This window comes from Rhizobium sp. Leaf262, assembly GCF_001422245.1.
Taxonomy (GTDB): Bacteria; Pseudomonadota; Alphaproteobacteria; order Rhizobiales; family Rhizobiaceae; genus Agrobacterium.
On record NZ_LMMM01000017.1, the window covers coordinates 1 to 25,541 of the forward strand.

General features: G+C 57.0%; 26 protein-coding genes and 4 pseudogenes. 9 read left to right on the forward strand and 21 right to left on the reverse strand.

The genetic code is table 11. The features are described from left to right. Positions 1-1,581 (forward strand): ATP-binding protein (locus ASF29_RS16220; RefSeq protein ID WP_062451714.1); only part of this gene is annotated, 1,581 nt, incomplete at its 5' end. Further along, the gene (locus ASF29_RS16225) at positions 1,578-2,390 is read left to right on the forward strand and encodes an ATP-dependent Zn protease (protein WP_234900431.1); all 813 of its coding nucleotides are present in this window, start codon (positions 1,578-1,580) and stop codon (positions 2,388-2,390) included. The genes ASF29_RS16220 and ASF29_RS16225, both read left to right, overlap by 4 nt. 782 nt (positions 2,391-3,172) lie before the next feature. Here ASF29_RS16225 and ASF29_RS16230 read toward each other — a convergent pair. From ASF29_RS16230 to ASF29_RS16280, 11 genes and pseudogenes are all read right to left on the reverse strand, one after another. Then, positions 3,173-3,439: a WGR domain-containing protein gene (locus tag ASF29_RS16230; protein ID WP_062451923.1), complete on the reverse strand. Its 267-nt coding sequence runs from the start codon at positions 3,437-3,439 to the stop codon at positions 3,173-3,175. A gap of 177 nt (positions 3,440-3,616) precedes the next feature. Continuing rightward, positions 3,617-4,354, reverse strand: coding sequence for a hypothetical protein (locus ASF29_RS16235; protein WP_062451715.1), 738 nt, complete (start codon positions 4,352-4,354; stop codon positions 3,617-3,619). 1,186 nt (positions 4,355-5,540) lie between these two features. Next, a pseudogene (locus tag ASF29_RS24450) lies at positions 5,541-6,022 on the reverse strand (DUF3829 domain-containing protein); the annotation flags it as partial. 230 nt (positions 6,023-6,252) lie between these two features. After that, the gene (locus ASF29_RS16255) at positions 6,253-6,558 is read right to left on the reverse strand and encodes a type II toxin-antitoxin system MqsA family antitoxin (protein ID WP_062451719.1); all 306 of its coding nucleotides are present in this window, start codon (positions 6,556-6,558) and stop codon (positions 6,253-6,255) included. Next, positions 6,555-6,902, reverse strand: a complete 348-nt coding sequence (locus tag ASF29_RS25120) for a type II toxin-antitoxin system RelE/ParE family toxin (RefSeq protein WP_348271312.1) — start codon at positions 6,900-6,902, stop codon at positions 6,555-6,557. Before ASF29_RS25120 ends, ASF29_RS16255 begins: the two co-directional genes overlap by 4 nt. A 50-nt stretch (positions 6,903-6,952) precedes the next feature. Further along, a complete protein-coding gene (gene repC, locus ASF29_RS16260) occupies positions 6,953-8,167 on the reverse strand; it encodes a plasmid replication protein RepC (protein WP_062451720.1) in 1,215 nt (404 codons plus the stop codon). A gap of 194 nt (positions 8,168-8,361) precedes the next feature. After that, positions 8,362-9,360 (reverse strand): plasmid partitioning protein RepB, encoded by a 999-nt coding sequence (gene repB, locus ASF29_RS16265; protein ID WP_062451721.1) that lies wholly within the window; start codon positions 9,358-9,360, stop codon positions 8,362-8,364. Beyond that, positions 9,357-10,574: a plasmid partitioning protein RepA gene (gene repA / locus ASF29_RS16270; RefSeq protein WP_062451722.1), complete on the reverse strand. Its 1,218-nt coding sequence runs from the start codon at positions 10,572-10,574 to the stop codon at positions 9,357-9,359. Before repA ends, repB begins: the two co-directional genes overlap by 4 nt. Positions 10,575-10,813: 239 nt before the next feature. Continuing rightward, positions 10,814-11,420 (reverse strand): annotated as a pseudogene (locus ASF29_RS24455) (DDE-type integrase/transposase/recombinase); the annotation flags it as partial. A 99-nt stretch (positions 11,421-11,519) separates the two neighbouring features. Continuing rightward, positions 11,520-11,645: pseudogene (locus ASF29_RS24065) on the reverse strand (transposase); the annotation flags it as partial. Between the two features lie 33 nt (positions 11,646-11,678). Continuing rightward, positions 11,679-12,572: a hypothetical protein gene (locus ASF29_RS16280; protein ID WP_062451723.1), complete on the reverse strand. Its 894-nt coding sequence runs from the start codon at positions 12,570-12,572 to the stop codon at positions 11,679-11,681. 149 nt (positions 12,573-12,721) lie between these two features. Here ASF29_RS16280 and ASF29_RS16285 point away from each other — a divergent pair, with 149 nt between their 5' ends. Continuing rightward, complete coding sequence (locus ASF29_RS16285; protein ID WP_062451724.1) at positions 12,722-12,910, forward strand: hypothetical protein; 189 nt, start codon at positions 12,722-12,724, stop codon at positions 12,908-12,910. Between the two features lie 125 nt (positions 12,911-13,035). On the opposite strand, the gene ASF29_RS16290 is transcribed toward ASF29_RS16285, so the two are convergent. Genes ASF29_RS16290 through ASF29_RS16305 form a run of 4 tightly spaced genes read right to left on the reverse strand, consistent with a single transcriptional unit; the run spans position 13,036 to position 15,290 of the window. Beyond that, positions 13,036-13,482: a hypothetical protein gene (locus tag ASF29_RS16290; protein ID WP_062451725.1), complete on the reverse strand. Its 447-nt coding sequence runs from the start codon at positions 13,480-13,482 to the stop codon at positions 13,036-13,038. Positions 13,483-13,505: 23 nt separating this feature from the next. Further along, positions 13,506-14,645, reverse strand: coding sequence for a tyrosine-type recombinase/integrase (locus tag ASF29_RS16295; RefSeq protein WP_062451726.1), 1,140 nt, complete (start codon positions 14,643-14,645; stop codon positions 13,506-13,508). Continuing rightward, complete coding sequence (locus ASF29_RS16300; RefSeq protein WP_062451727.1) at positions 14,635-15,051, reverse strand: type II toxin-antitoxin system VapC family toxin; 417 nt, start codon at positions 15,049-15,051, stop codon at positions 14,635-14,637. Before ASF29_RS16300 ends, ASF29_RS16295 begins: the two co-directional genes overlap by 11 nt. After that, complete coding sequence (locus ASF29_RS16305; protein ID WP_062451728.1) at positions 15,051-15,290, reverse strand: type II toxin-antitoxin system prevent-host-death family antitoxin; 240 nt, start codon at positions 15,288-15,290, stop codon at positions 15,051-15,053. The genes ASF29_RS16300 and ASF29_RS16305 overlap by 1 nt, the downstream gene beginning before the upstream one ends. 176 nt (positions 15,291-15,466) lie before the next feature. Here ASF29_RS16305 and ASF29_RS16310 point away from each other — a divergent pair. Further along, positions 15,467-16,618, forward strand: a pseudogene (locus ASF29_RS16310) (RHE_PE00001 family protein). A gap of 144 nt (positions 16,619-16,762) precedes the next feature. Here the strand turns inward: ASF29_RS16310 and ASF29_RS16315 are convergent. The 5 genes from ASF29_RS16315 to ASF29_RS16335 are packed head-to-tail and all read right to left on the reverse strand — an operon-like array spanning position 16,763 to position 20,424. Next, the gene (locus tag ASF29_RS16315) at positions 16,763-17,575 is read right to left on the reverse strand and encodes a hypothetical protein (protein ID WP_062451730.1); all 813 of its coding nucleotides are present in this window, start codon (positions 17,573-17,575) and stop codon (positions 16,763-16,765) included. A 3-nt stretch (positions 17,576-17,578) separates the two neighbouring features. Beyond that, complete coding sequence (locus ASF29_RS16320; protein ID WP_062451731.1) at positions 17,579-18,553, reverse strand: hypothetical protein; 975 nt, start codon at positions 18,551-18,553, stop codon at positions 17,579-17,581. A gap of 24 nt (positions 18,554-18,577) precedes the next feature. Continuing rightward, positions 18,578-19,174 (reverse strand): hypothetical protein, encoded by a 597-nt coding sequence (locus ASF29_RS16325; protein WP_062451732.1) that lies wholly within the window; start codon positions 19,172-19,174, stop codon positions 18,578-18,580. Between the two features lie 19 nt (positions 19,175-19,193). After that, complete coding sequence (locus ASF29_RS16330; protein ID WP_062451733.1) at positions 19,194-19,820, reverse strand: hypothetical protein; 627 nt, start codon at positions 19,818-19,820, stop codon at positions 19,194-19,196. Between the two features lie 13 nt (positions 19,821-19,833). Beyond that, positions 19,834-20,424: a poly-gamma-glutamate hydrolase family protein gene (locus tag ASF29_RS16335; protein ID WP_062451734.1), complete on the reverse strand. Its 591-nt coding sequence runs from the start codon at positions 20,422-20,424 to the stop codon at positions 19,834-19,836. Positions 20,425-20,521: 97 nt separating this feature from the next. Between ASF29_RS16335 and ASF29_RS16340 the strand changes: the two genes are divergently transcribed. From ASF29_RS16340 to ASF29_RS24070, 4 genes are read left to right on the forward strand one after another with little or no spacing between them, the layout of a single operon-like run. Then, the gene (locus ASF29_RS16340; protein ID WP_062451735.1) at positions 20,522-21,100 is read left to right on the forward strand and encodes a hypothetical protein; all 579 of its coding nucleotides are present in this window, start codon (positions 20,522-20,524) and stop codon (positions 21,098-21,100) included. Next, positions 21,097-22,473 carry a 7-cyano-7-deazaguanine synthase gene (locus ASF29_RS16345; RefSeq protein ID WP_062451736.1) on the forward strand — a complete coding sequence of 459 codons (1,377 nt, stop codon included), beginning with the start codon at positions 21,097-21,099 and terminating at the stop codon, positions 22,471-22,473. Before ASF29_RS16340 ends, ASF29_RS16345 begins: the two co-directional genes overlap by 4 nt. Before the next feature lie 4 nt (positions 22,474-22,477). After that, on the forward strand, positions 22,478-23,662 hold the full coding sequence (locus tag ASF29_RS16350; RefSeq protein WP_062451737.1) for an ImmA/IrrE family metallo-endopeptidase: 1,185 nt from the start codon (positions 22,478-22,480) through the stop codon (positions 23,660-23,662). Continuing rightward, positions 23,616-24,257, forward strand: coding sequence for a hypothetical protein (locus ASF29_RS24070; RefSeq protein ID WP_082453538.1), 642 nt, complete (start codon positions 23,616-23,618; stop codon positions 24,255-24,257). The genes ASF29_RS16350 and ASF29_RS24070 overlap by 47 nt, the downstream gene beginning before the upstream one ends. Before the next feature lie 44 nt (positions 24,258-24,301). Here the strand turns inward: ASF29_RS24070 and ASF29_RS16360 are convergent, their stop codons facing one another. After that, positions 24,302-24,850 (reverse strand): PIN domain-containing protein, encoded by a 549-nt coding sequence (locus tag ASF29_RS16360; RefSeq protein WP_062451739.1) that lies wholly within the window; start codon positions 24,848-24,850, stop codon positions 24,302-24,304. Positions 24,851-25,100: 250 nt separating this feature from the next. Between ASF29_RS16360 and ASF29_RS16365 the strand changes: the two genes are divergently transcribed. Next, positions 25,101-25,526 carry a helix-turn-helix domain-containing protein gene (locus ASF29_RS16365; RefSeq protein WP_244473576.1) on the forward strand — a complete coding sequence of 142 codons (426 nt, stop codon included), beginning with the start codon at positions 25,101-25,103 and terminating at the stop codon, positions 25,524-25,526. Positions 25,527-25,541: the final 15 nt, after the last annotated feature.

A 25,541-nucleotide genomic window follows, 5' to 3' on the forward strand; every position in this document is an offset into this window, starting at 1 on the left:
GACGTCACACCAGACTGGCCCGTGCAGATCAGGCGAGGTGGTACGGCTGTCGCTGTTGAAGCAAGCACCGCCGCCTACGCCGTCCGCATGGTGGCCAAGGCTGGTGACGTGCCAAACCTCAAGCACATGGCAACCGTGTTATTGCTGGCCGTCGCACTGCAAGGGTCGCACGTTTCGGTGCGTGATCTGGTCATGCACCTTCGGCAACCGGCATCCGTCTTCTCGGTAGGGGTTCCAGTCGAGGGCTTTGAGCGCTCCTTCACGCGCCTCATCGAGGAAACAGACTTTATGCCGTTCGGACCCTATGTCGGTATGGCTGCCAATTTTGCCTTCGTCGATGACCTCTGGTGTTGGGTCGGCGGCGAGACCAAGCGCGTCTTTCTTCAGGTCCCTGCCGAACGTCCGAGCCGCTCATCGATGCGTGAGCAAATCCTGTGGGCGCTCGCGCACGCAATCCCGGTTCTCGGGCTGACCGAGACCGCCTCAGGCGTTCCGGAACAGATCAATTTGACCTGCGACGTCCGTATTACSGGATCGGAGCTSGATRGCAGATTGATYACCGRYATCCTYGAAGCGRTCTTTGGCCGTGAGGTGGYGACGCGCGACAATAGCGCTACTGCCGAGATCGATGCTGGCGCCTTGACACTTGACGACCTCGCCATCGCGATCCGGCCGGGCCGATCGTTTCAAGCGTGTCTCGATGCGCTGGTCGGGCTSGCGACGTTAAACCGTGAACAGGAGAGCGATGAGGATGGCAACCGAAAAGGCGATGGCGCGCCGAAGCGACGTATCGCCAGCCAGAGCAGCAGCCAGTTGCGCGATAAGTTGGATGGCAAGGCGGGCGAAGACGCCTCGTCATCGCAAGGCAGGAGAAAGCAGGGAGCAGACAGGCGCCCGACCGAGGTTGAGGTCATTCACCCGGAGTGCGTCGGTGAGACAGCAAACGCTGCACAACCGTCGTTGCGGGTCGAGACCCTGACCGGTTATGGTCCAGCCCAGGATTGGGCGCTCGGTCTCAGACAAGATCTTGCGGACTACCACGCCAAAACACTGGCGTGGTCGCAGATGAGCACCAAGCTTCTTCTGTCCGGACCACCGGGAACCGGTAAGACCATCTTTGCAAGGGCACTGTGCAACACGCTGCAGGTTCCCCTGGTGGTAACCTCCGTCTCGACCTGGCTTCAGGGGGAAYATCTCCATGATGTGCTGAACCGGATGGCGGATACCTTTGCGCAAGCCAGATCCCAGGCGCCGTGCATCCTCTTCATCGACGAGATCGACGGTATTGGATCACGGGTTTCGACGTCGAGGGAATACGGTGACTACTGGAATGCCTGCGTCAACAAGATGCTCGAACTGCTCGACGGTACGGTCAAAAGTGAGGGCGTTGTCATCGTCGGCGCCACCAACCGACCTGACGCCATCGATGAGGCACTGCGCCGATCAGGTCGCTTGGAAACCCATATCACGATTCCAAAGCCGGACATCCCCTCGCTCGTAGGGATCCTCGCGCATCATCTGGGCGATGATCTCGACACCATCGCGAATTATGTGCGCCCCAGCGCAGATGAGGTCCAATGACAATGATGGAGACGACGGAACTGAACATCCGCCTCGAGAGTGACACCGAAGCATCAGGAAGCAAAGACGTCGAAGGGGGAAACCTGCAGGGAAAGACCGACGCGGCACTGGCGACACTTCAACGCCTTGCGACGCGCGCCATGGGTCTGACCGGTGCTGACGTCGAACGCATCGTGCGCGAAGCAAAACTGACAGCGCGGCGTGGCAAGCGACCCCTCACCTATGCCGATCTCGAGGAGGGTGTAAGAGGTCATCGGCCGCCCCTTCCACACGATGTACGATGGCGACTTGCAATCCATGAGACCGGCCACGCCGTCGTCCATCACGCGCTGCGCCTCGGATCGATCAAGGGCCTGACGATCGACAGCATAGATGGCGGCCGCAACGATCTGTCCTTTGCCAGTAGCGGTCCAGACACTTGCGCCTGGTATGATCGAGTGCTGGCATTGCTCATGGCTGGCAGAGCCGCAGAACTTATCGTTCTCAAGACGGCGTCTGCAGGATCGGGCGGCGCCGAACAGAGCGATCTTGCCCGTGCCACACGCATGGGCCTCGACATGGAGCAGACGCTGGGCTTTGGACGTCGCTATCCGCTTCTCTATCTCGAGCACAAGGATCCGACCGCAATCCTCAGCCTTGACGCGGATCTGGCAAACCGGATCCATCAAAGGCTCGAGTTCGCCCAGGCACGCGCGACCGAGGTGATCTTTGAGAACCGTGCTGCCTTTGACAGGTTGGCGCGCGCGCTCTTTGACGCCCAGGCACTCGACGGCAAGGCCGTGATGGACATCTTGCTGAGCACCGACTGAGATCCAACCGAGTGGCGGACCCCAACCTTGGCGGGGCGAGACACGTGAGCGGCAAGCGCACCAGTTCAACAAGGGCCGGTTAGCCACCAAACCCCGATCTCACGCCGCTGAGCCAGCGAACCGAGCCGGGGTGTTGATCGGAAGGTCAAGGCCGCCGAAGGTCTGCAAAAAACCAAACAATAAAAAGGGCCGACAAGCGGCCCTTTTGGNAGCCAGCGAACCGAGCCGGGGTGTTGATCGGAAGGTCAAGGCCGCCGAAGGTCTGCAAAAAACCAAACAATAAAAAGGGCCGACAAGCGGCCCTTTTGGTGTTCCGAGACGGCCGGAATCCGGCCGCTCTTCCTGATGACGATCACACCAACATCGGCAAAGCGAGCGATGCATCATCGAGATCGGCAAGTTCGACGTCCGGGACAAGTGCCGGCACGTTGCCAACAGACTGCCGTTTCGATGCCGAACCGTCGGCCGCGATCTCGTTCACCGCGGCTTAGTCATCGCCGACGTCTGACACCGGAACATTGCTTAAATTTCCGCAGCGTCTGAAGCACAGACATCCAACGATGCCATCAACGCTTTTCCAGAAAAGAGAATCGCATTTATCAAGCTTTGAATCGAATGAACGCAATTTGCTTCAAGTGTCAGGCAAGTTGATCAGCGTTTAATGCGTACGCTGTCGATTTGAAGGCGTTCGAGCCTGACGGCTTTTGCGCCAGGATATGGTGACGCCTGGACGATCTCCCATCCCTCCAAGTCCGAAAATGGGCCGCCCGCTCTCCCCTCCCCTACCGAACTGAGCCATCTAAAACCGCGGGCGCCAGGTAGCCGCGGATCGTCTTTTGTCGCAGAATGTCAAGGAACACGATCAGCGCGTCCTCCCTTCGCGCGAAGAGCTGTGTCTTGCTTTGGCCCCGGCAGCCGATCCTGCCCCAGGTCCGCGTGAGACACACGTCTCCAAACAGAGTGGATGTTATGTCGAGCACGTAGTACCGCGCCATGTTTCGGTGGTCGTCAATTCGTTCGATATAGACACGGTTGGGCTGTGTGCTCATCCCAACAGAATCGAAAAACTGACGGCGGATGTCCAACGACAGTTTTGAATCGGTTTGTCGATACCGATTCGAAATATTGATACGATCTGCTTGCGCGCGGCCTGTCACCGGACTTGGTAAAACACCGCCACGCGATCTTTTGAGCTTAGGGATTCAGAGCTGCCGAATAACACATGTTCATTTCGCGAACGGAATCGCGTCGTCTCGTTCGCGAGTGCCGGGTGGAAGGCCTTTTTGGTCATCGGCAGCCATCATTCCTCGGGTAGAGTAACACAGGTTGACCCAGAGGCGGTCCCACATCGCAGAACGGACACCTGAGCGATATCCTTCGTGTTCGCTTAAAGCCTTGTCGCGCCAACGGTCAGCGATCTCGGGAGGTACGAGCGCGAAGAACATTGTATCGCCGTCCGTCGCATCAATCGACAGCAGAACCTTACCGCTTTCTTGGATGCTCTGCTCCAACTCGTTTGTGGCCTCGGCATATTGAGCCCAGACGAGGTCACGATAAGCGCTTATCGGTCCCGTCGGTTGTTCTCCAATGATCAGAGGACCGAAAACGGCATTCGCGACAGGGCCGAGCGCGGTCTGGTTTAGAATGCCAGCTTCCTGCCAGATCGAGAAAATGTCGCTGGTGTACTTATCTTCCACCGAGTGGAGCTTGCCTCCATTGTCCAACAGATTGACGGTGGCAAGAAACAACCGATGACGCGCAGGGTAATCCTCCACCCCGTAAAATCCGACGGTCTCCATAGCTGTGGGTGGGTTGACCGCCATCTCCTGAACCCGCTTTACTATGGTGGGGTCACCTCCCGAGAAATCGGAGGCGAAGGCGATGATATCGGCATAATCTTCAGATGGCATTTCGGCTCCTGCAAATTGGGCTGTATAAAGAATGCAGAATAGGGCGGCGATCATGGAACTGTACCGCGCTAATATCTTGAGGTGGCTGATCACCTTCGGTAAAAATCCCTCTTGGAATATATTGTCTCAGAAATGGTGCGCCGTTTGTTAGACAGCATAGTCAACCTCACCCGCTGATGACAGGATTATTGACGAGTGAGAACGCCGGGTAGGAAATGATGATAGTTGCGTACTGGGTGACGGCAGTTCTGGCGTCTGCGACGGTCCAACTGCCTCACGATGTCGAAGCATTTCTGGACCGTCGTGCTCAATGTGAACACTGGGCCGGAGAAGAACCATATGATGGTCCGCGTGCCAGAGAAATCGAGGTAGCGGTGCAACAACTGCGCTGCAATAGCCTTGAGGAGGATGAATCTCGAATGCGTCTGCGGTACAAACGAAACCAGTTGGTGATCAAAGCGCTCGAACCATAACAGCCAAAGGCTCTGATTTCCCAATCCCACAAGGATTTATTGGTTCATCTCTAAGGTATATCAACCGGCCTATAGGGCCATCGACCGAGTTTCACGCATTGCACTAACCGCTTTCAGCTTTTCTCCACTCGACAAGTGGCACTCAAATGGACAGGACTGCTTTCTTCTAACCTAATCCTTGGCAAACGTCGTGGCTGTCTGGGCCGTGCTTACCATTGTATTGTAGTCAGACACCAGCCACTGCATATCCTCACCAGCCCCTTTGCGAGCGTCGCCTTTTGCCTTCTCCAGCTTTTCGTCGAAATCACGCAACTTCGATAAGAGCGACGCCGGCTGCGATTCAAAAACGTGGAACGAATCGGGATGCTCCAGCGAATAATCATCGAACTCCCGCACTGCGCCAGAATAGTCATCCAGTGCTTGTTTGAAATTGGTCATCTTCACGACTGGACGCTCATTTGTCGGCATCATATCCATCACCGCTTCTGCACGAAACATCACGTTGCGGACATGCCAGCGAGACTTCTTACCCTCGCTTTGTTCCAGCGCGGCCAGTGATGCCAGATCCGCTTTCACCTTCTCCGTGCGGAGCGCGGCATCTACCGTCTTGCGACGCTCCTCAAATGCGGGAGCAAGCGCAGCTATCTCTTTATGGAAGCCCTTGCCAGCCTCCATCTTATCGCTCTTGTAGTCCTGTCTCTCGTAATATTTGTTGGCGCGCTCAATGACGGGCGCAAGCTGCTGGTACGTCTCGACATAGGCGGCCNGCCTCCATCTTATCGCTCTTGTAGTCCTGTCTCTCGTAATATTTGTTGGCGCGCTCAATGACGGGCGCAAGCTGCTGGTACGTCTCGACATAGGCGGCCATTGCAGCATCAAGCTCTGGCATCTTGGGGGCTGCCTGCGTAGCGGCGATCGCGGCAGAAGCTTCATCTCGGACGTCGTAAAGCGAGTACAGGCCGTAGATGATCCTTTCTTTGCCAGTGGGTCCCTTTTTCATATCCACCCAACTGTCGTACCTCTCCAGCGACTCTAATGCTCTGAGCGTCCGGTTCAAAAATCCAACATAGGTGTTCAGCTTGGCCGTGACCTCTTCAGATACCGCCGCTTCCGAAACAGTCTGTGAAAATGCCGGACGAGACACGAACCCGACTGCGAGCGGATTTTGCAAAACGAAAACAAGCGCCGTAGCGGCCATGAACTTCTTGAAAAACGCCATCAAAATCTCCCTACAATCGTGATCATACATCTGTGTTATGAAAGGTGCCAGGGCACTGGCTGCTGCCCAACTCTGGCGTATATTGAGACATGAGGAAAGATCAGCTGGGGTCTGAAACGTTTATCGCGGTTAACAGTGTTTCGATACGTTAACGAACGAGTTGATCAGCCGGAGGAATATCCAAGAGGATAGAGGATCTCTTGTTCTGCCTTATGGGGTCACGATACACTACGCTGACTGCGAGCGCACTGTGCGCATCATCAACCGGACAGCGCTCGCAGCACCGCCTCAGGCTCCTTCTCCATCACACGCAGAAGCGTTCGAGCAGCACCTGATGGCTGTCGAGCCCCTTGCTCCCACTTTTTGTACCCCGAAGCGCTCGTCCCAAGGAAAGCAGCCATTTCATCCTGCGTCAGATGCAGCTTTTGGCGGATCGCCTTCGCGTCAACAGTTTCCAGATCAACGGCAGTGACACGCATTCCCGCAGGGTCCCTGCCCTGCACATGACCAAGAGTTTCGGTCATAGCCTGAATCAAATCCTCGCCGAATTTTGTCGTCTCGCTCATGGTTTGCTCCTGTACGTCGCTTTGATCGCCTTTGCGAATGCAGCAACCGCCTTGGCCTCTTCCGGCTTCAAATCCGTCTTTTCGCTCTTGCCGTAGACGAGAAGCGCATAGATGGGCGCGTCGTCGCTGTACCAGTAATAAATAACGCGTGCGCCGCCCCGTTTGCCTTTACCCTTGGCCCCAAATCTCAGCTTTCGGACACCACCCGCACCCGGTATTTCATCACCGGCCTGTGGATGGGTCGCCAGAAAATCAATCAGATACTTGCGCTCGTCGTCCGTGAACAGAGCCGTTGCCTGTTTGGCGAAAAGCGATGTTTCACCAATTCTTTGTATCGTGATTATAACCCATTGGGGTAGTTATGGGGGATCGTACGCGTTTCTGTCAATGGTCATCACGCCGACCGCTTTCCAGCTTCCCCGTTCAACCTCAGCAGTGCCATCACCATCGGCCCGAGCGAAAACTCGCCACGCGCCGCCCGGTTGGTGAGATCACGCAGATAGCCACCAGCCGAATTGATGTGCCCTGCCCTCTCCAGGATACAGGCAATCGCAACCGCTGCATTTTCCGGCCCCATGGTTTCGCACGCCTCCTGATAGGCGGACGGGCTTACACCCAGCATCGATCTCACCACGACGGCGGCCGACATGAGATCGCGCCAACCACCCACAGTGCCAGCCGGACCATAGTCGATAATCTGTGGGCAGGCCTTCAGCACAACACCCAGAGGAAAGGCCTTCAGCGTCTCATTGCTAGGCCCACGGTTCTTGCTCGGCTTTTCGCCCTGCTCTTTTTCAGAGCTAGGTTCAAGTTCATTGAAGGATTCGGATTTTGAATTCTGTATGTGCTGCTCAATATGAGCGGCATTGGTGCTATTAAATTCCGAATTTGACTGTGTATCCAACAGATTAAGGATTTCCTCGCGCAGAAGCTCGAGTTCATCGAGGATACTGGCGACATCAGCGATCGTTGGAGAGCGTGGAATGCGGGAGACGAGATCGATGTACATAGCCTCGATCGCCATCCAGTCGCCGTCAGCCCCCTCCTCTATCGCTGCAGTGATGAGCTTGCGGACATCCCGGCGGCAGATTGTCAGGTTCTCTTTCGCCTTACGGAAAGCGGAACGAGCAGCAACAACATTCTGTGCGATGACAGCGAGTTCCTCAGATCGGGCAAGGATTGGAGAAAGGTCGAAGCCGAAAGCGTTTTCGATCTCGCCGGCGCCATTCTTCCGCGCGTAGCGCTTGCCGTTGGCACTATCCTTGCGAATGATCAGACCAGCATCAACCAGAAGCGCCAGATGTCGGCGCAGCGTAGCGCCTGCCATGCCGTGGGCTCGGAGGATCAATTGCGCGTTTGACGGAAACACGATGAGCTGCGCGTCCTGGCGCAATTCGTTTTCCGGATAGAAGCTCAGAAGCGCGTCGAGCACAGCCAGGCTGTTTGACTGCAAGCCGAGCTCTTCTCTCGCTTCCGAGGCGTCACGGAAGACTTTCCATTTTTCGGCTGTCTTGCCAGCCTTAATCTCGTTTGTTGCCACCTGGCGCTTCACCAAGGCAAGCGTCATTGGCCGCCGCCCAAAAGGCGTCGTCACACTTCCTGTCTCCATTCTCTCACCCTCTAAAAGGCAAAAGAAATTTGCTCGCCAAAACAGCGCCAAAGACTCTTGACTGGGATTCGGGGAAATGCGATTCTCTCGTTGCGACACATTGAGAAGGGCTTCCACGACGGTAACGTTTGGGGGCCTTTTTCTTTTGCGGTTTAAATCTCCTGTTTGCGATCAATTGTCAGCTGACAATCAACCTAATGATCTGTTTCAGAAGCATTTTCTCTTTCGAACCGTTCAACCAGATCGCCCATTTGGGCGTCCAGAAACTGTGCGAAGGCTTCTGATGTGATGGTGACTTTCGCGCCTTTGTTCGTTCGCTCGATGGATGCGAGGACGATCCCCTTGCGCGTGCGAATCTTTCCCGTGGCGTCCTTCTTCGAGGCTTTCGGGCCCTGAGCCTGATTCCAGAGACGCGTAAACCGTTCGTTCGTATCGCTTGCCGTAAACTGATCATCGGCGATAGCATCAGCCACGCGCTTTGAGGCCGCTCTGTCCCTTAGCAACTCGGCAAAGGCCAACCAGCGTGGGCGACCGATTTTCGAGGCCGGGCCAATCGCAAGAATGACCTCTGTCGGGATGACATCCGAGACCTGCAGAAGCCGCGACGTTTCAGGCTTATCGACCGAGAGAGCTTGCGAAATCCGGTCACGATCGAAGCCATGCTGCTCGAGCCTTTTTGCGAACAAGGCTCGCTCGATAAAACTGAGATCGACGCGTGGTCCATTTTCCTGGCCTTGCGCGACAATAAGCTCTTCGTCGGAAAGCTGGCGCACAATCGCCTTGACCGGCCGTTCCAGAACAATGGCCGCACGCAGTCTGCGGTGACCGTAGGCCGCCTGGTATTGGTTGTCTTTCGTCGGATGCGGACGGACCAAGATAGGAACCTGCTGGCCACTTTCGCGCATGGATGCGATCAGTTCATCCAGCGCGGCATCCTTTTCAGTCGGGATACGATCCTGAATGAACGAGGCCTCGATCTGGGCCGGACTTAACTCGACAACCTTGTCCCCGGCGGCAAGCGCGGAGCGCAGCTCCTTCGCCGCAGCGGCTTCATCACCGAGACGGCCAAGGGACAGGTTCATGGCTCGCACTGCGCCAGCGGGCTTATGCTGTGGCTGCGATTGAATGGGTGCCTTCGCTGCTTCGTCGCCTGCGGAACTGACCATATTCTTGAGAATGTCACGGCCCTTCATGCACGCCCCCATGAGCTCTTGAGAAGAGCTTCCACTTCGAGGTTGACCCCATCCATTGCTTCCACCGCGCGATCGTAGGTCTGCCGATTCATAGATTCCCGCGCCGCCTCGTAGATCGTCTGCTTGGAGAGGCCAGCATCAGAAATTGCTGTCGACTTCACCATCATGGACGTGAGCACACGATCGCCGAACAAGCTGCGCAAGAATGCAACGATCTGCGCTTGCGGACCATCGTTTGGCTCGTACCGCGTGACTAGATACCGCATCCAATCATATTCCAGGTTACCGCCGGCGTCCTTGACCACTGAAAGAAGATCAGACGTCATCGCCAGAAACTGGTTCATGGACGCCACGTCGAGCATCTGGGGATGGACCGTTATCAGGACGGCCGTCGCAGCGCAGAGCGCCGAGAGCGTCAAGAAGCCAAGGGTCGGGGGGCAGTCGATAACGACGACGTCGTAACGGTCCGATAAATCCGCCAGCGCGTTGCCGACCCGCATGAAAAACATGTCAGTTTCGGTTCCATTGCGCTCAGCAAGGGCTCGTGGCGTGTCGTGCTCGAATTCGTGAAGTTCGAGATTTCCGGGGATGAGATCCAGACCCGGGAAATAGGTTTCGCGAACCACCTCCCCTACCGGACGACGAAGCTCATCGTATCGGATAGCCCCGAACAACGTCTCGTTTTCACCAACGTCGAATTCCGGCTGGTAGCCCAACATCGCGGACATAGAGGCTTGCGGATCGAGATCGACGGCGAGGACGCGGTAACCGCGCAGAGCCAGGTACTGAGCGAGATGCGTCGAGGTCGTTGTCTTACCCGATCCGCCTTTGAAGTTGGTGACCGCAATGACCTGCAGATGTTCGGTCTCGCGGCGTCCCGCCAGATAGGCTGGTTTTGTCTTACCCAGAATCTGGCGGATGGTGTTGATCTCGGACAAGGAGAAGGTCCGCCGACCACCCGACGTCTTCTCGGAGGTAACGGAATCTTCCTGAGCCGCCAGATGCCGCACGTAGCTGTCGGTTACCCCGAGCAGTTTTGCGGCTTCCGTGCTGCTAAAGCGGCGAAGCGCCTTTTGCGCGTCAGGTGAAAACAACCGGGCCGAAAGCTCCTGAAGATTGCTGCTGAGTTTCGCGGCATCATCGGCTATAGTCTTATCAATCGAGACGCGCTCGATTTTGTCGACTGGGGTGCTTTTTGCGCTCTTATTCGCCATTCACGGTAAACCTGACAATTCTCTGCGATTTGCGCAAATGATCTCATAGACCGCATAACCGTCAAGCTGTTTTTGGTTAACCGAAATTAACGATTTTCGGCCAGATAATTTCATAATACATTTCATGCGGTTAGCCGAATTGTCAGCTGACAACCAGTTGCTGGTAAATAGCCGCTTTTCATCCGACAGTTTCCAAGATGAAGAGAATCAGTGTTGGACTGAGGCACATTGGCCCGGTCGCCATTGTCAGAGAGATGCTCGATGGTTTGCGGGGCTCGGGTTGCGCGGAAGCGTTTCTCGACTGCCTCCAGCATCATGTCGCGCACGTCAGAGCCGGAGATGCCTGCAATTGCGACTGCCGTCCAAGCGATGATCTCGCGGTCGAAAGCGTCGATGATGAAGGCGAGACGAATGACCTCGCCATTCCAGTAGGTGAACTCCAGTCCGTCGGAGCACCAGCGCAGGTTAGAGCGCATGACCATGACCTTGCCATCATGGATGCGACCTTTGCGAACGGCCGTATGTTTCTCCAGCAGCATGGCATGGTTGCCTAGATGCGATGAACCCGTTTGGCGTTGACGACAGGCTGATCGGCGGCTCGCCTTTCGCGATTGAGGAGCGCGGCGATCCGCCATAGGTCGGCCTTTGATCCACCAGCCTGCGAATGGCGGGCAGAAGCTCTGCATCCTCGGCCTTGCAGTAGGCTCCGCGTGGCTTTGATCTGCCTCTCAACCGCTCGACAAGGTTCGAGCGGGAGATGCCCACCGTGTCTGAGACGGTCTTCATCGGGAACCGTCCTTCGGCAACAAGATCGGCCGCGATATCCGTTTTTTTGAGTCCGCTTTGGAAAGGTGTAAATCAGCAGGGGGTCCCGACGCCGATACGCATGATAACGCCTTGTTATTTCTCACGCTGACGGGGCCATTTCCGCACGCCTAATCACAAGCCAGTCTGGAAGGGCCACAAGATGCCGTTGATCACCCGCCTGTCGTCAACCCGTGGCACGCCGCGCGGCTTATTCGGCAACAAGGGCGCAATAACAGTCCATTCGAAATCGGTGAGATCACCAATTTACAAACCCGGTTTATGAGTGCGCGACCTAGTCTAGCGCGGCGCTGGGAGGGCTCCCTTTTCCGGCATCACACAATCGGTAGCATCGATCGGCGCACGCTTTTCAGGCGGGACCGGTACCATGCCTACGCTCTGGGGCGTCCAGTCCGGATCATCAATCCAGGCACGCATCGGAAGCTCGTCTTTCTGGTTGCCGTTCAGGAAAATGCGGCGGGGATAGATGCGCTCGCTGTAGCTTTCCCTGGCCTCTTCGTCGAGCGTGACCTGCAGCAGATAGGTTCGCGTCTCCTCGAGCGGCGCTGCGAACGGGTCGATGATCCAGCTCTCGCTTATCGGCGCAAGGCCATAGTCGCGGATATTGATCTGAAGAATGGAGCCGTTGGCCGAGATATGTTCGCCAAATAACGCCTTGCCAGCGAAATCCAAATCTTCGACCGAGCGCGGCACTTGTGCCTTTCCTGAGGCACGCCATCCGCTGGCCCGAAGCTCGCCGATCAGCTGATCGGCATAGGCCGTCACCTCGGACAAGGGCTTGGGAAAGTCGAACGGTCGGAAGGCGACGCCTGTGATCCGCCCTGCCAGCTGAGAGATGTGCAGGGTTCGGCCAGGAGGCATCGTGAAGCTTTGCGCGCCATCCGTAAATTTGGGTATGATCCAGTTGTCGGTAAACATGATCGGCATCCAATCGACAAGCTTGTCGGCATCAATCGTATAACCGTTCGGTTCCTGCGGCCCGATCCTCACGCCGTTCACAGCGATGAACTCGCGAACTGTCATTCCGATCGTGACCTGGATTGGCTTTGGCGCCTCATCTGCCGGGTCGTAACGGGGCCAGACCGAGAAGACCAGGAAAACGACTGAGGCAAGAACAATCAAGGCGGACGGAATGACAAGGAGCCAGAACACGAAACGAATGAGATATTTCATGTGACCAGCTTCGACCCTAGGCGTCCATCTTGACAAGGTAGCAATCCGAAGCCTGGCCTCTGGCCCAAGGAAACGTCGGCTTAGAGTGTCATTCCGCCCCCAGCCGGAACCGACCCCCTAATACACGAAAGCCGGGAAACCTTGAGGCTTTGAGCGAGGTCAAAACGAGGATAGAGGCGACTATTGCGGAGCTTTACGATGCGGATACGGCAAAGTGGTTTATGGAAGCGCAGGGCAACGACCTTCTGGATGACAACCGCTTCGATGCAGGGGAGGGCTTTAACGTGCTGGTATTTGTGGAGGCGGCCAAAATGTCACGATCCAATCGACCCCGCTGAAACCGGGCACCAGCTGTCGCTCGACAGATTAGATCATCATGGTGATCCACCCCAAAACAAAAGGGGAGGATGAGCAGCCAATCCAACAACTTTTTCAACAAAATCGGTGCAAAGCTGGCTCCGCATCACTGGGGTGTAATGGGTTTGTTCTCAAAGCGAATTCTAAAGTTGCGACGTTGGAAATCTTCTCTGAAACAGACGAAAATCAGCTCGAGATCTTGGAGAGCGTCTTTCCGTCCCAGGAGACTTAACGAAGCTATGATGACGCCGTTGTAGCCGCGCGTGATACGAAACGCTGCATTGCGCATCGCGATGGCATCAGGATCTCCACGATCCTCTTGACGGTCATAGACAACCCAAAACCGGGCTGCATTCCACGTTACTTCCAGCATTTCTCTGACTTTCGCGAGAAACTCTTCAGCGCTCATCGAGGGTCCCCAAGACAGAGGTGTCTCGCCGTCATCGTCCGCGACACTGAAGTAGCCGTCGTATTCGCGGCCGGTGTTCAGCGCTGCCTCGATCTTTGCAAATGCCTTATCTTCAGTGATCGTCGTTTTGAACAAGATTGTCATGGACTAAGTTCCGAGCCTTATCATTACAGCATTCTCGCGGCTCGACCGCTGCGCCGTGTGGCGTTGTTGTAGTAGCTGGATGCCTGCTGAACGGAGCGATGGCGTGATTGCTCCATAGCCTCGGGGAGGGGAATGCCCCGGTTCGCGGCCTCCGTCAGATATCCGGATCGCAGGCCGTGAGCGGAAAACTCCCCCGGCTCCAGCCCGGCCATAACCACACGCTGTTTCAGGATCGCGTTGATGGCGCCCGGTTCCAGCGCATGTTTGGACAGGTTTCCCCAGCGATCGATCTTGCGGAAAATGGTTCCGCTATCGATGCGCGCGGCCGTCATCCATGCATTCAATGCATCGACCGGCCGCCCCGTTAGATAAACAACGTCGTCGTTTTCACTTCCAGACGTTTTTGTCCGGCCGAGATGAATCGAAAGCGAGGGGAGGGGAGGGGCGTTGTCGACCGCAATCGGGGCCTCGACGGTCAACTGCTCTTTACGCAGCCCAGCGATTTCGCTGCGCCGACGACCGCCGGAGGCAAACGCCACCATCAAAATTGCCCGGTCACGGACATCGCGCAGGCTATCGGTGCTGCAGGTCGCCAGCAATTTCGCCAGCACGTCGCCGGTCACGGCCTTGGCGCTTTTGCGTTTTCGCGGACGCGGGGTGGCACGGACGGCCAAGCGTATCGCCTGCTTGAGGGCAGGGGAGGAGAATACCCCTTGGTGGCCGCGCCATTTTGTTAACGTCGACCAACTTGCCAGCCGCCTGCGGACCGTATCGGGTGCGTGAGGCCCAACAGATTTCAGAAACCCTTGCCCCCGCAGGAGATGATCGACGTTCTGCGGCATTCCGTGACCCAGATCACTGATACGCTTTTCGGGATCCCACAGATGATGGGCGACGAATTTGAGCAGAAGAGCTTCGGGTGCAGGCCAGGGTAGTGAGGCTCCGGTTGCCGCTAGCGACCAAGCCTGTAGATAGGCAAGGTCAGACGTCAGTGCCCGCAGCGTGTTGGCACCCATGCCCTCATTGACCAGGTGTCGAAGCGTCTCGATATCTTGATCGGTCAAAAGCTCCGCAAGTTCATCACGCCGCTCAATCGGCAACACGGCCGCTATGGTATCAAGTTCTTCCGCCCGCGCAGAAATCGTCCTATTATTAGTCGCCATGAGCGAGTGGACCCAAAATCCGGACATCTTGCTTTCGGGCCGCTGCGGCAAGCTTGCGGTCCAGCGTGGCAATTGGCAAGCTCCTGTTCATGGCAAGTGCAAGATAGGCGGCGTCGTAAGCACTGAGAGTGTGTTTGCTCGCTAGCAGAAGGACCAATCCATCGCTGCCTATACCGGCATCATCCAAAGGCAGACGTCTGACCCGCTCCATTCCAACAAGTGCATCGCCCGCCCCGATCCGACCGCGCCGCTCTGACATTGCCAGAATGTTTCTGATTTCGAACCAGAACAGGGATGGAATAGGGCAAGGTGCTGCTATCGAGCCAATGACATCTTCAGCTTCCGTCGAAAACTCTTCCGGCAGAAGCCACGCGGCTGCCATCGATGCATCGATAATAAAAGTCATCAGCGACGGCCCTCGTCGCGCCAGGACAAGATTTCGTCATGCGTCGATGGCATCGCCCGTGATCGTGCAGCTCGAACTTCGTTCATCAGCAGTTGCAGATCGCTCTCCTTACGGATCCTCGACATGCGAACGATCGGGTCGTTGCCACGCGAAATAATCACATCCTCGCCGGCTTCGACCCGCACCAGCAGTTCGGACAGATGGGCCTTGGCTTCAGATACTTTGACGGTGGTGCTCATGGTCTCTCCAATGAACGCGTTTCGCACAAAATACGGTTCTTAACCGATGTGGTCAACCAGAGAGTCTGATCACCATCGATAAGAGGTACTTATCGATGGTTAGAGCGCCAACCGGCAATCATACCACGTGCTGAATCGTAACGCCGAGATAGCTTTCATTTAAATGACTGTTAACTATGATTTCAATGTCTTACGATTGTTCGAAAATCAGCATGACAACCTGATGGCCGGCTTTCAATGTCGGCGTCGCACTGACGCGTCTCGACGAGCGCATCGCCCGCTCACCGGTCGGTCAGGGCTGGATCGAACGCCGAAATTTCGCGGACGCCTGCGCTTCGCTGTGGATCGACGGTGAACTCGTGCATCTCGAAGACCTCGTCCTCCATGACGCCGCAAAAGATATTCGCACGCCGACCCACGAACTGACCATCGCCCGCGATGTTTTGCGCACCCGCCGGCGCATCGCCTCTCAGTCATCTGGCTGGGCGCTCAGCCCTGACGGTCTCCGCAGCCTGCGCGGACACGACTTCGTCGCCGGCACGCCTGCAGCGTCACATGGCGCCGACGGCACTGTGGCGATTGACACCGGCGAGCAGGTTGTCGATGCAGCCGGAGCAGGGGAGGAAGAGGACGGTGACGATAACGCCAACCCGCTCGACGCCGAGTTCGCCGCTATCGATGCGGTTCTCGCCCGATCGGAGGCAGCCATCGAACAGGCGAAGCGGCCCGGCCGCGCCGGCGGGCGGGAAAAAGATCCCTTGGTCTATGATCTCGACTGGGACGAGGACGAACGACTGGACGAATGGCGCGGGGTGTTGCAGCAGGCCGAACATCTGCCGGCGGTGCTGCAGACGATTGTCGCCCTCGATGCCTGGAATGAATTGTCGGTGCTGCAGCATGCGCCCTGGCTCGGCCGGCTGCTGTCCGCCTCCCTCCTGCGCCAAGCCGGCATCACCACCGGTGCGCATCTGCCCGCCGTCAATCTCGGCCTGAAAACCATTGCCGTCGATCGCCGCCGGCATCGCGACCGCGAAACCCGGCTGCTGGCCATTCTCGCGGGCATCATCGCCGCGGCAGAGCTCGGCCTCAAGGAACATGACCGGTTGCTACTTGCGCGAACAATGATGGAGCGGCGGTTGGTCGGGAAGCGCACATCGTCAAAACTGCCGGAGCTGATCGAACTGGTGATTTCCCGGCCGCTGGTGTCTGCCGGCATGATCGCCAACGAACTTGCCGTCACGCCACGGGCAGCGCTGCGGATTGTCGAGGAGCTGGGCTTGCGGGAGATGACGGGGAGGGGGAGGTTTCGAGCTTGGGGGGTGCTTTAAATCCTTCCTTCTATTCTTTGTGATGGCTTAGTTCAGAATTTCCGAGCCATTAAGTTGCCAGAATTTATAGGAGACCCGTTTGGCAGCAGTCTTCTTGCTCAGCAACTTGTTAGACAAATCGCGTTCACCCTTCTCCAACTGGGTTCATGCGACATGAACTTGGTTCAGGCGCTGGAAATGAGCGCGGGCGAGGCCATCGAAAGATGCGCCGGTGATTATTAGCTGCGCCCCGGCATATTCCTCCCTCCCAAGTAGGTCGATAAAGGGCTGGACGATGAAGTTTTCTTTGTCGCCGATCTTCTCCCCCAAGAAATCACCGGGCACATCTATGATCGCGAAGCCGGGATAGTGGCGCCCCTCGATCGTGGAGAGCGTGAGAAGCCCGTAGTGATAGGACATAAGGAAATAGAGGGAGTCTGTCCCGCCGAGTGCCTTGGACCACAGGCGCCGGCCAACGAGCAGGCGAAAAGATCGGCCTGAGAGTTCGACGCGCACAGGACTGTGTCGCCATGTTTGAGGCTGCAGTTGATTCAAGGCTTCTAGATAGGCATTCATGCCCACCTCAAGCTGTTCGGCCGCATCATCGAAATCAATGGCACGGGTGGACTCCGCAACGCTTACCTCTAGTGGCTCGATCAGCTTTTCGAGTTCGCTGATCTGTCGCGTAAGTTCTAGGCCAACGCCGAGCGCATCAGTTACTCGGTCAAGTTGCTGGTCCCGCTCATCGAGTTGGCCCAACGTCATATCGATTTTGCTGATCTCATCCTGTGCCAGCGCCCCAACAGCAGAGCGTGCTGGAGCCAACTCGCGATCGATTGAACGCAGCGTGGTCTCCGCGACTTCGCTATCCGCCATCAGCTTACCCTCTTCGCGGCCTAACATCACCAATAGTTCGTCCGCTTCCGTCAGTTCGCCGGCTAGGCGGTCGCGTTCGAAGCGCAGCCTTGCTGTGCCCATTCCCTAGATCATCGGGTCATCGGGCAGATGCTGATGGCACAAGAAGCAATCATGGCTGTGTCGTGCCATTGCCCCAACGGTCTGATCACAGGCGGGGCAATGCGTTATCCGCAGATCAGCGAGGATCACGCCGGCATCCGCTGCGCGATCCATCCGCTCGATCTCCTCGGCAAGGTCCGCGCGATAGCGTTTGATCTCGTCTAGACGCTCCTTAGCTCCAATTTGTCGGCGACTAATCTCTTCGATCTTTACAGCTGCTGTGGCGCGCAAGACGCCGAGTTCCGCGACCCGACCTCGTTCCCCGGTCGGCACGACGACGTCCGCAGTGTTCGACAGGAGTTCATCCCGTTCTTTAAGAAGTTGCTGTCGACGAGTTTCTAATCTTTCCTTCGCGGCCGCAATTGTAACGACGCTGACATCAAGCTTGATGTCACTCTCTGAGAGAAGTTCGCGCGACAATTGGTTTAGCGTGGTCGCGTAGTTTTCACGCTGCGCCGTCAGCTTCTCGACCTTCAACTCATGTTCAACGAGCTTACCGTAGTCCGGACTGAAGACGTGCTCGGCAAGCCCTAAGAATTGCAAGACGCAGGCCAGTTGCTCTCCTTCAGGCTGCCGATCGGCAAGATCGGTCCAGAAGCCTTGACGACGATATATGTGGCGCAACAACATCCGGAAGCTAAGCTCGGGCCATGTCTGGCCGGACATTGGGTTGCCCTTGGGAAAATTTAGGAGCGGGATTCCAAGCTTGCCGAGGAGCCAATGCTGAAACTCGCGCGCGAGCATCGGCTCCTGATCAACATAAATCTTTCCCTTGCCGCCAGGCTCTCGCCACCGCCTGGAGATCCAGAAGGTCTCATCGCCGATGCGCATCTGTGCGGAGGCCGCATCATATTTGATAGCGAGACTTCCGTCCTCATCCCCCTCGAATGGATCTGCACCCGGATCACCGAGTAGATAATCGAGTGCGCGGGCGTTCAATAGGCCGGCTTTCCGAACACCATTTCAGCAGGAAAGCAACCTTCCAGCCTTCCTACAGGCGATCGAAGACACTATTCGCGTCCTGAGCACCGGTATCTGGCAAACCCGGATGAATTCCAGCATGGTGAAGGCGATTTCCGTGCGCCGCAGGTCGGCGCGCATCTGCTCGACCAGCTCCGGCCGCTGCTGCGCATCGCGGAGCTGCTGCGCCCTCAGTTCGCGGTCATAATGCCGATAGCCGAGATCGCGCTCGAGATGGCTCGCCTTGTAGTCAAGCCCGCCATTGTCGGCCAGCCTGATCACCTCCTCGCAGCGTTGGCGCCAAGTCCTTTGCAGCTCATAGGCCGCATAGATCCACATCGGCGACATGGCGCCGAGCAAAGCCATCTGTTCGCGTGGCGGATCGTCATCGGCCTGGTGGCGCATGACCTCGTCTTCCAGCGCGTTCAAAAGATTGTCGACCATCCCGAGCTGGTGCGCCTGCATCACGAGAACGGTGTTCTCGGAAAAGCCGGCAAGGGTCTTCAAAGCGTCGGCAAGCTCTCCCGGGCCGATTTCGGCGACCGGGCGATAGCACGGCCGGTCGTGATATTCTTCATTCATGTAGTCGTCGTCGCCCAATCGTTTGTCCTCCGCACAATCAGCTCGACCAGTATGGCGGATCGGTTACCGCCATCGGTAAAGGGTCCGCCCGGCCCCAGAACCTCGTCGTCGCCCTGATATAGCGGACGAGGTCGTTCCTTCTGATCCTGAGCATTTCGCTCGGCCGCGGGAGCCCTGGCACAAGGTCACGATATTCTGCGATGGTGCGGTCCCAAAGTGCGGGCGCTATGGTAAGAAGGCGCTCGCATGACGGTCCCTCGCCATGGCGTATGACATTGGCCACCGTGAACATTTCGTCGAGCTCGGCGCCAAGATCGTCGGTCGCCAAATTGACGCTCGCGTGCTGAGCGCAGGCCTGCAGGTGCTCTTGGAAACCGCGCAGCTTCCCGAGTGCCTTCGTCCCCGTCGACGTTGCCCAGATGCTAAGCTGCCGTTCGAAGACCGCAGCCAACGTTAGCACAAACGATTTGGCGGCCTCGTTTGCCGTGTAATTGTCGACCTGGGCGGCGGCGCGATCCAGAAACTCATTCATCGATGCGGCTTCGCCCTGTTCGAGGACAGGATGAAGCACCAGCGCGTCCATGGTCGGTTGGATGACGCGCACAAATAGCCGGTCGAGGTTCGCTTGAAAGATACGAGGTAGGTGTTCAACGACGAGGGTCATGGATCACGCGCCTTCATTGGCTCATTCCTTCGTTGATCGCATCGACAAAGTCCTTGAGCGAGGGCCCCGTTAAGTGGCCCTTTTTATCAGTCAACCGAACGCGAAGGGCGCGGGTGATTTCGAATTGCACACCCATTCCGAGTTTTGCGCGGTTACAGATGTTTGATCGATCGATCCCTTGCAATGCAGGGTTCTTGTGAGTCCCTACCGAGAAGCCTCGGTTCGAAAGTGCTTTTGCGATGCTTGCTGCCAGTTTCTCGTGTCTTCCCCCGAGATAGATCACCTCATCATCGCCTTCGCAACCATGCATTGCTAGGGCAACATCACTGCTTTCGACGACAGCTACCGCCTGCGGCTCATTGAAGTTCGCAGATGTCACGTGGAGGTCCCGATTGCCCTTCGGTTTTCGGCCCTCAAACAGGTAGTAGCTGAGACGATTGCCAGCCACTGCTCGGGCCAACTCAGACGTTCCCACCTCAATCTTTCCGCCATGGGGAGCAAGCACGCAGATACTGGAATTCCGTTTTTCTGCCTCGATACGGAAGGCGTTTGCATCTTCAGACCCGGCCAGTTCGTCAAAATTCTTGTAGCGATCGGAATGCATCCTTTTCCCCTCCAAGCGTATGGTAAAAATCAATCGACGCGGGAATGTTGACATGTCAGATGAAAAAATTCAAGATAACTGACATTAGGAGATTCCAATGAGCGACGGCCCGCATAAAAGCTTGCCTCTACGCCACGGATACCAACGTGTCGCAGCATGGGCGTACAGACCAGCATTTGGCATTCAACAGGTCAGCGAGGCGGCTGAAGCTGCACTCATGCGCGACGTCAGACTTGAGGTTGTTCCGGCTTTGAAGCAGCTTGTCACGATAGCTGATGGTTGGGATCTTCTCACGCTGGCTTCTTCCGCGAATGAACAACTCGACCGTCTCCGCGTCGATCCCTCGGTACAGCCTTTGGCAGCAAGCGCCATCGAGGCGACGCAAATGGCTATCTCGGAAGGATACGCTGGACTGGCTGCTGTAGAGAAGGGCTTGGCCGCATCGCTCGGCGAGCGCCTGGCTGCCGGCGCTCGCGCAATTGAAGAGCATTACCTTGTGAAAGCGGGTCCAGGCGCCTGCCAGCAAATGCGTCGACGACTGGGAGAAACCATCGGGGAGATGACTGCCGGCGGAACGTTCGACCGCATGGCGAGATCAATACTTGGCGATCGCACCGTCAACGTGACTAGATCACCAACGGTGTACGACGGCGTCGATCAGGGGCCTCCACTATGAGCGATTCCCCGTTGGAAATACCTTTGATCCGAGTTGCGGTTGTGGAGCCCGGCGCTAAAGGAGCAGAAGGTTGGCGCACGGCTGAAATCGGAAAGGCTGTCGTCTTTAAGACGGAAGACTTGAACGACTACAGATCGAAAAACTGGGATAGCCGCGTTTATGACGCGATGGTCCTCATCGCCGCGGTCGAGTATTGCGACAAGGCCCTGAAGCGCCCAGGCTACGGCTGGGCACGCCGGATTGAGCTGCAGCTGCCCGTCCATGACGTGGCGCGCTGGCAAAACCCACGCGTGATGGAATGCATTGCCGCCGCATTGAAGTTTTTGACCGGAGATGAGTGGAAACTGACTTTCACCGCTGCCAAGCTCAGCGCCGACAGCGATTTCGGACAACAAAGCTTGTTCGAATGGGGCGATCCTGGTCGCACGATTACGCCCTTTAGCGATGGCTTAGACTCGCGTGCTGTCTCGGCAATCCTCGGTGCGCAGGGCCGCATCGACAGGCTGATCAGGGTTCGTGTCGGCTCGAAAGCAGACGATCGGCCCATCCGCGATCGCAAGAAGGTACCGTTTCTGAATATTCCATTCTCCGTCAACATGAAGCCGATCGGGATCAAAGAGTCGTCGGTGCGAAGCCGTGGATTCAAATTTACGCTATTAAGTGCGCTGGCCGCATATCTCGTCGGAACCCATGACGTGGCCATGCCAGAAAGTGGACAAGGTGCATTGGGACCGACGCTTGTTCCAACCAGCCACGGCTATGAAGACTATCGCAACCATCCCCGCTTCCTATGCAAAATGGAGGAGGTTTTCGAAGCGATATTCGGTTACTCGATCCACTTTCGACTGCCGCAGCTTTGGAAAACGAAGGGGCAGACCTTGGCAGAGTTTGCCGCGATCGAATCAGATCCCGAAGAGTGGAACAAAACTCGCTCCTGCTGGCAGCAGAGCAGAAATTCGTCGTTCGATAGAGCGCGCCGGCATTGCGGTATATGCGCAGCCTGCATGCTGCGGAGACTTAGTTTCCATTCTGCCGGTATTAGCGAGCCAAAAGAAAACTATGTTTGGGAAGACCTGCGCTCGGGAAGATTTGAGGACGGAGTTGTCCGGGGCTTCACGAAGGTCACGCGGGCAATGCAGCGATACGGGATCGCCGGAGCACTGCATCTTGATCATCTCGCCGAAATGCGCTCTTCCCCCCTACACCGCGTTCGCTTGAAGCGGCACGCCTGGCAGCTGGGGGAGCGGCTGCATATGACGACAACTGAAGCCGAGGAGAGACTTTTTGGCCTACTCGGACAGCATGACAGAGAATGGAAGGCATTTATGAAGGATCTCGGGCCGAAATCATTTGTTGCCCAATGGTTGGCGTGACCTCATGAGCGAGAGTCACGAACAGCTCAACCCGGAGCAAATCGGCGAACGCCTGCGTATCGCCCGCGAAAACGCGGCGAAGACGCAGGCGGATGCGGCAGCGGTAATCGGGGCGGCGCGTACAACCCTCGTTGCAATGGAGAAGGGCGCACGCCGGGTCAAAATTGGCGAACTCCAACAGCTCGCCCAATTCTACGGTACGAGCGTCAACGCGCTGCTGCGCATAGAAGCGGTTCACGTGGAGCTCACGCCCAAGTTCCGCAAGCTCGCCGATCATGACGAACCGGCCGTCAGTACGGCTGCGGAACTGATGGCCCAGCTCGTCCGTGCGGATGTCGAGCTAGAAACGCTGCTCGGTATCGCCCATGTCCGAAACCTTCCGCCTGAGCGCGCAATCCTTGCGGGGGATGTCCGCCAGCAGGCGGAGCAGCATGCGCTGGAACTGCGTCATTGGCTGGGGCTCGGACTGGCGCCCGTATCTGACATCGGCGCCGTTCTGGAAATGCAGATGGGTGTTCGGCTCTATGTCCGTCGCTTGCCCGGAAAAATTTCCGGATTGTTTGCATTCGAAGAGTCGGTTGGCGCTTGCATCCTCCTGAACGCGAGCCATCCTCTGGATCGTCGAACGCAGACGGCAGCCCACGAACTTGGCCACCTGGTGTCGACGCGGATGCAGGCTGAAGTCAGCGAGATCGACGAATTGGAAAGCTCGCGGGAGGAAAAATATGCCAATGCCTTTGCGCGTGGATTTCTTACTCCAGCTCAGGCTGTCCGGCAGAAATTCGAAGAGGTAACCGCTGGCGCTTCCAGCCTGACTCGCCGCCACGTAATTGTTCTCGCGCATTTCTTCCACGTTTCGCGCGAGGCGATGGTGCGAAGGCTCGAAGAGCTGCAGCTCACCAAACGTGGGACCTGGGACTGGTTTCAAGCAAATGGAAACATCACCGATGATCATGTCAGGCAGGTCTTAGGGGACGTGGCCCAAAATGATCGAATGAAGGATGACGCGGCGTTACCAGTCCCTATTAAGACCGGCCTCATGGCCTACCAAGCAGCCAAACGGGGACTTCTGAGCGAGGGGCAGATTTCGAGGATGTTGCGCCTCGACCGGGTCAAAGTGCGCGACATTCTGATGGATATCGATGCCGAAGAAAGTGGGGCCAATGCGGCAACCTCTATTCTCCGGTAAAATCTCGGCTCCTCTTGTCGTGGATTCGAGTGTGATTATCAACTTAAACGCAACAGGCCGGGCCTCCGATATCGTTCGCGCATTTGGAGTGACGCTCTGCGCGAGCACAGTTGTTCGAGATGAGCTTTTTATCGACCGTTTCAATGGGCGGGACGACGCGGGCTTGGCGCGCGCACTGGCTGACGAACGACTTCTCGAATTCATTCCGTTTGATGATGACGGAGAGCTCATCTTCGCCAGCCTTGTTACCGGGTCCGCTGATCAGACGTTGGACGATGGTGAGGCTGCAACCCTCGCACTTGGATTGGTGCACGGTCGAACGGTCGTCATCGATGAACGCAAGGCGCTCAGGATTGCGGCGGATCGTTTTGCTGCGATGCAAGTGATCGCGACCGCCGATATCCTGTGTTCGGATCTGATTCTGTCTGCCTTTGGGCGTGACCAAGTCGCTGACCTTGTTTTCAACGGCCTTACAGGAGCCAGGATGGGCATTCCCGAGCGCCATCATGGTTTCGTTGCCGAGATACTCGGGCCACGACTTACCGCGTGCCGAAGTCTTCCTGCCTCGTTGCGACAGGTTGCCGACATCGAGTGAGCGGCGGCCGTCTGTCGTCGGGCCCGGTCTGCAAGAGCGCTCTACTAGCCCTGTTCGTTCAGGTGCTCAAGGGCAGTCCGCGCAAAATTTGGCATGGTGACGGCAAGTCTTGCAAGCAACTCGGCCGTGGTCAGTGTCGGCCTCCGATAGCCGCTAGCTTGCCTATGCAGCACGTCGCTCACCTTCGAAGGCGTTGCATCGAACAATGCGCATAGAAACTCATCGGGATGCGCCGCGTCGATACCGGCCGGGAGATCATAGAAGTCCCGAGTGTTCGCGGTGACGATCGCAACCGCGCCCGACGCGGCTGCCGCCGCCGCCACGTGCCGGTCTTTGCTGTCGTTGCGCATCGCTGGTTCAAGCTCCTCCCACCCTTCGACCATTGCCTCGGGGAACGCTTCATCCATAATTTGGCGTAATGCGTCGGCTGCCTCCGCAGGCATGCCGTAGTCTCTCACCAGATTGCTTGTCATCTCTTCGAGAATCTTGGAGGACCAACGGATTTGAAAGAGTCCGGCGGCAGCGCATCGCAGGAGGGTGTCGCGCAAAAGCATTGGGTAAAGGACATTTGCGTCCAGGACTACGGTTATCATTTCACTGTCGCCGCTCTGTTTGACGCCTTCGATCTTCGAGCGCGACGTCGCATACTATGGAAAGGCCGGAAGTTAGATCGGCCAGCGGCGCACATCAAGTCGAGCATGCGTAGGCCCCCAGCCGCCGTGTTCGCTATGAAACGGAAAGGTTGCGTTTATAGCGTTTATGGACCATATTGCGCCCATGGCTACATCACATCGCAATCCTTCCTCAGGAAGATCGGAACAGTCGTCTAGCACAGTTCTCCCCATGGAGAGGACCGCTGCTGCGCGCCTCGCGAATTTGCTCGTCTCCCGGTCCACCAAGCAGGCAGGGTCCGTACAGATCGTCCTCGTCAATGGCGAGTCGGTGGAACTGCCGAGTGTGCTTGCCGACGTGATGTTCCGCGCCGCCGAGTTGGTGGCGGAGGGACGACAGGTCACGGTGCTTGCCGATGAAGAACTCTTGTCGACCCAAGATGCAGCAGAGATTTTGGGCGTATCTCGGCAATATCTCGTTCGCTTGATCGATCGGGGTGAGGTTAGTGCAGAGAAGGTTGGAACGCATCGCCGGCTTCGTGCCAATGATGTTGAAGCGTTCAAGACCGCGCGTGATGCTAAACGCCTGGCGGCGCTCGATCGTCTGACCGCACTCAGCGAAGATCTTGGTGGATACGACCTGGGTGGCAAGCCTTAAGCCCTCTCGCTGTGA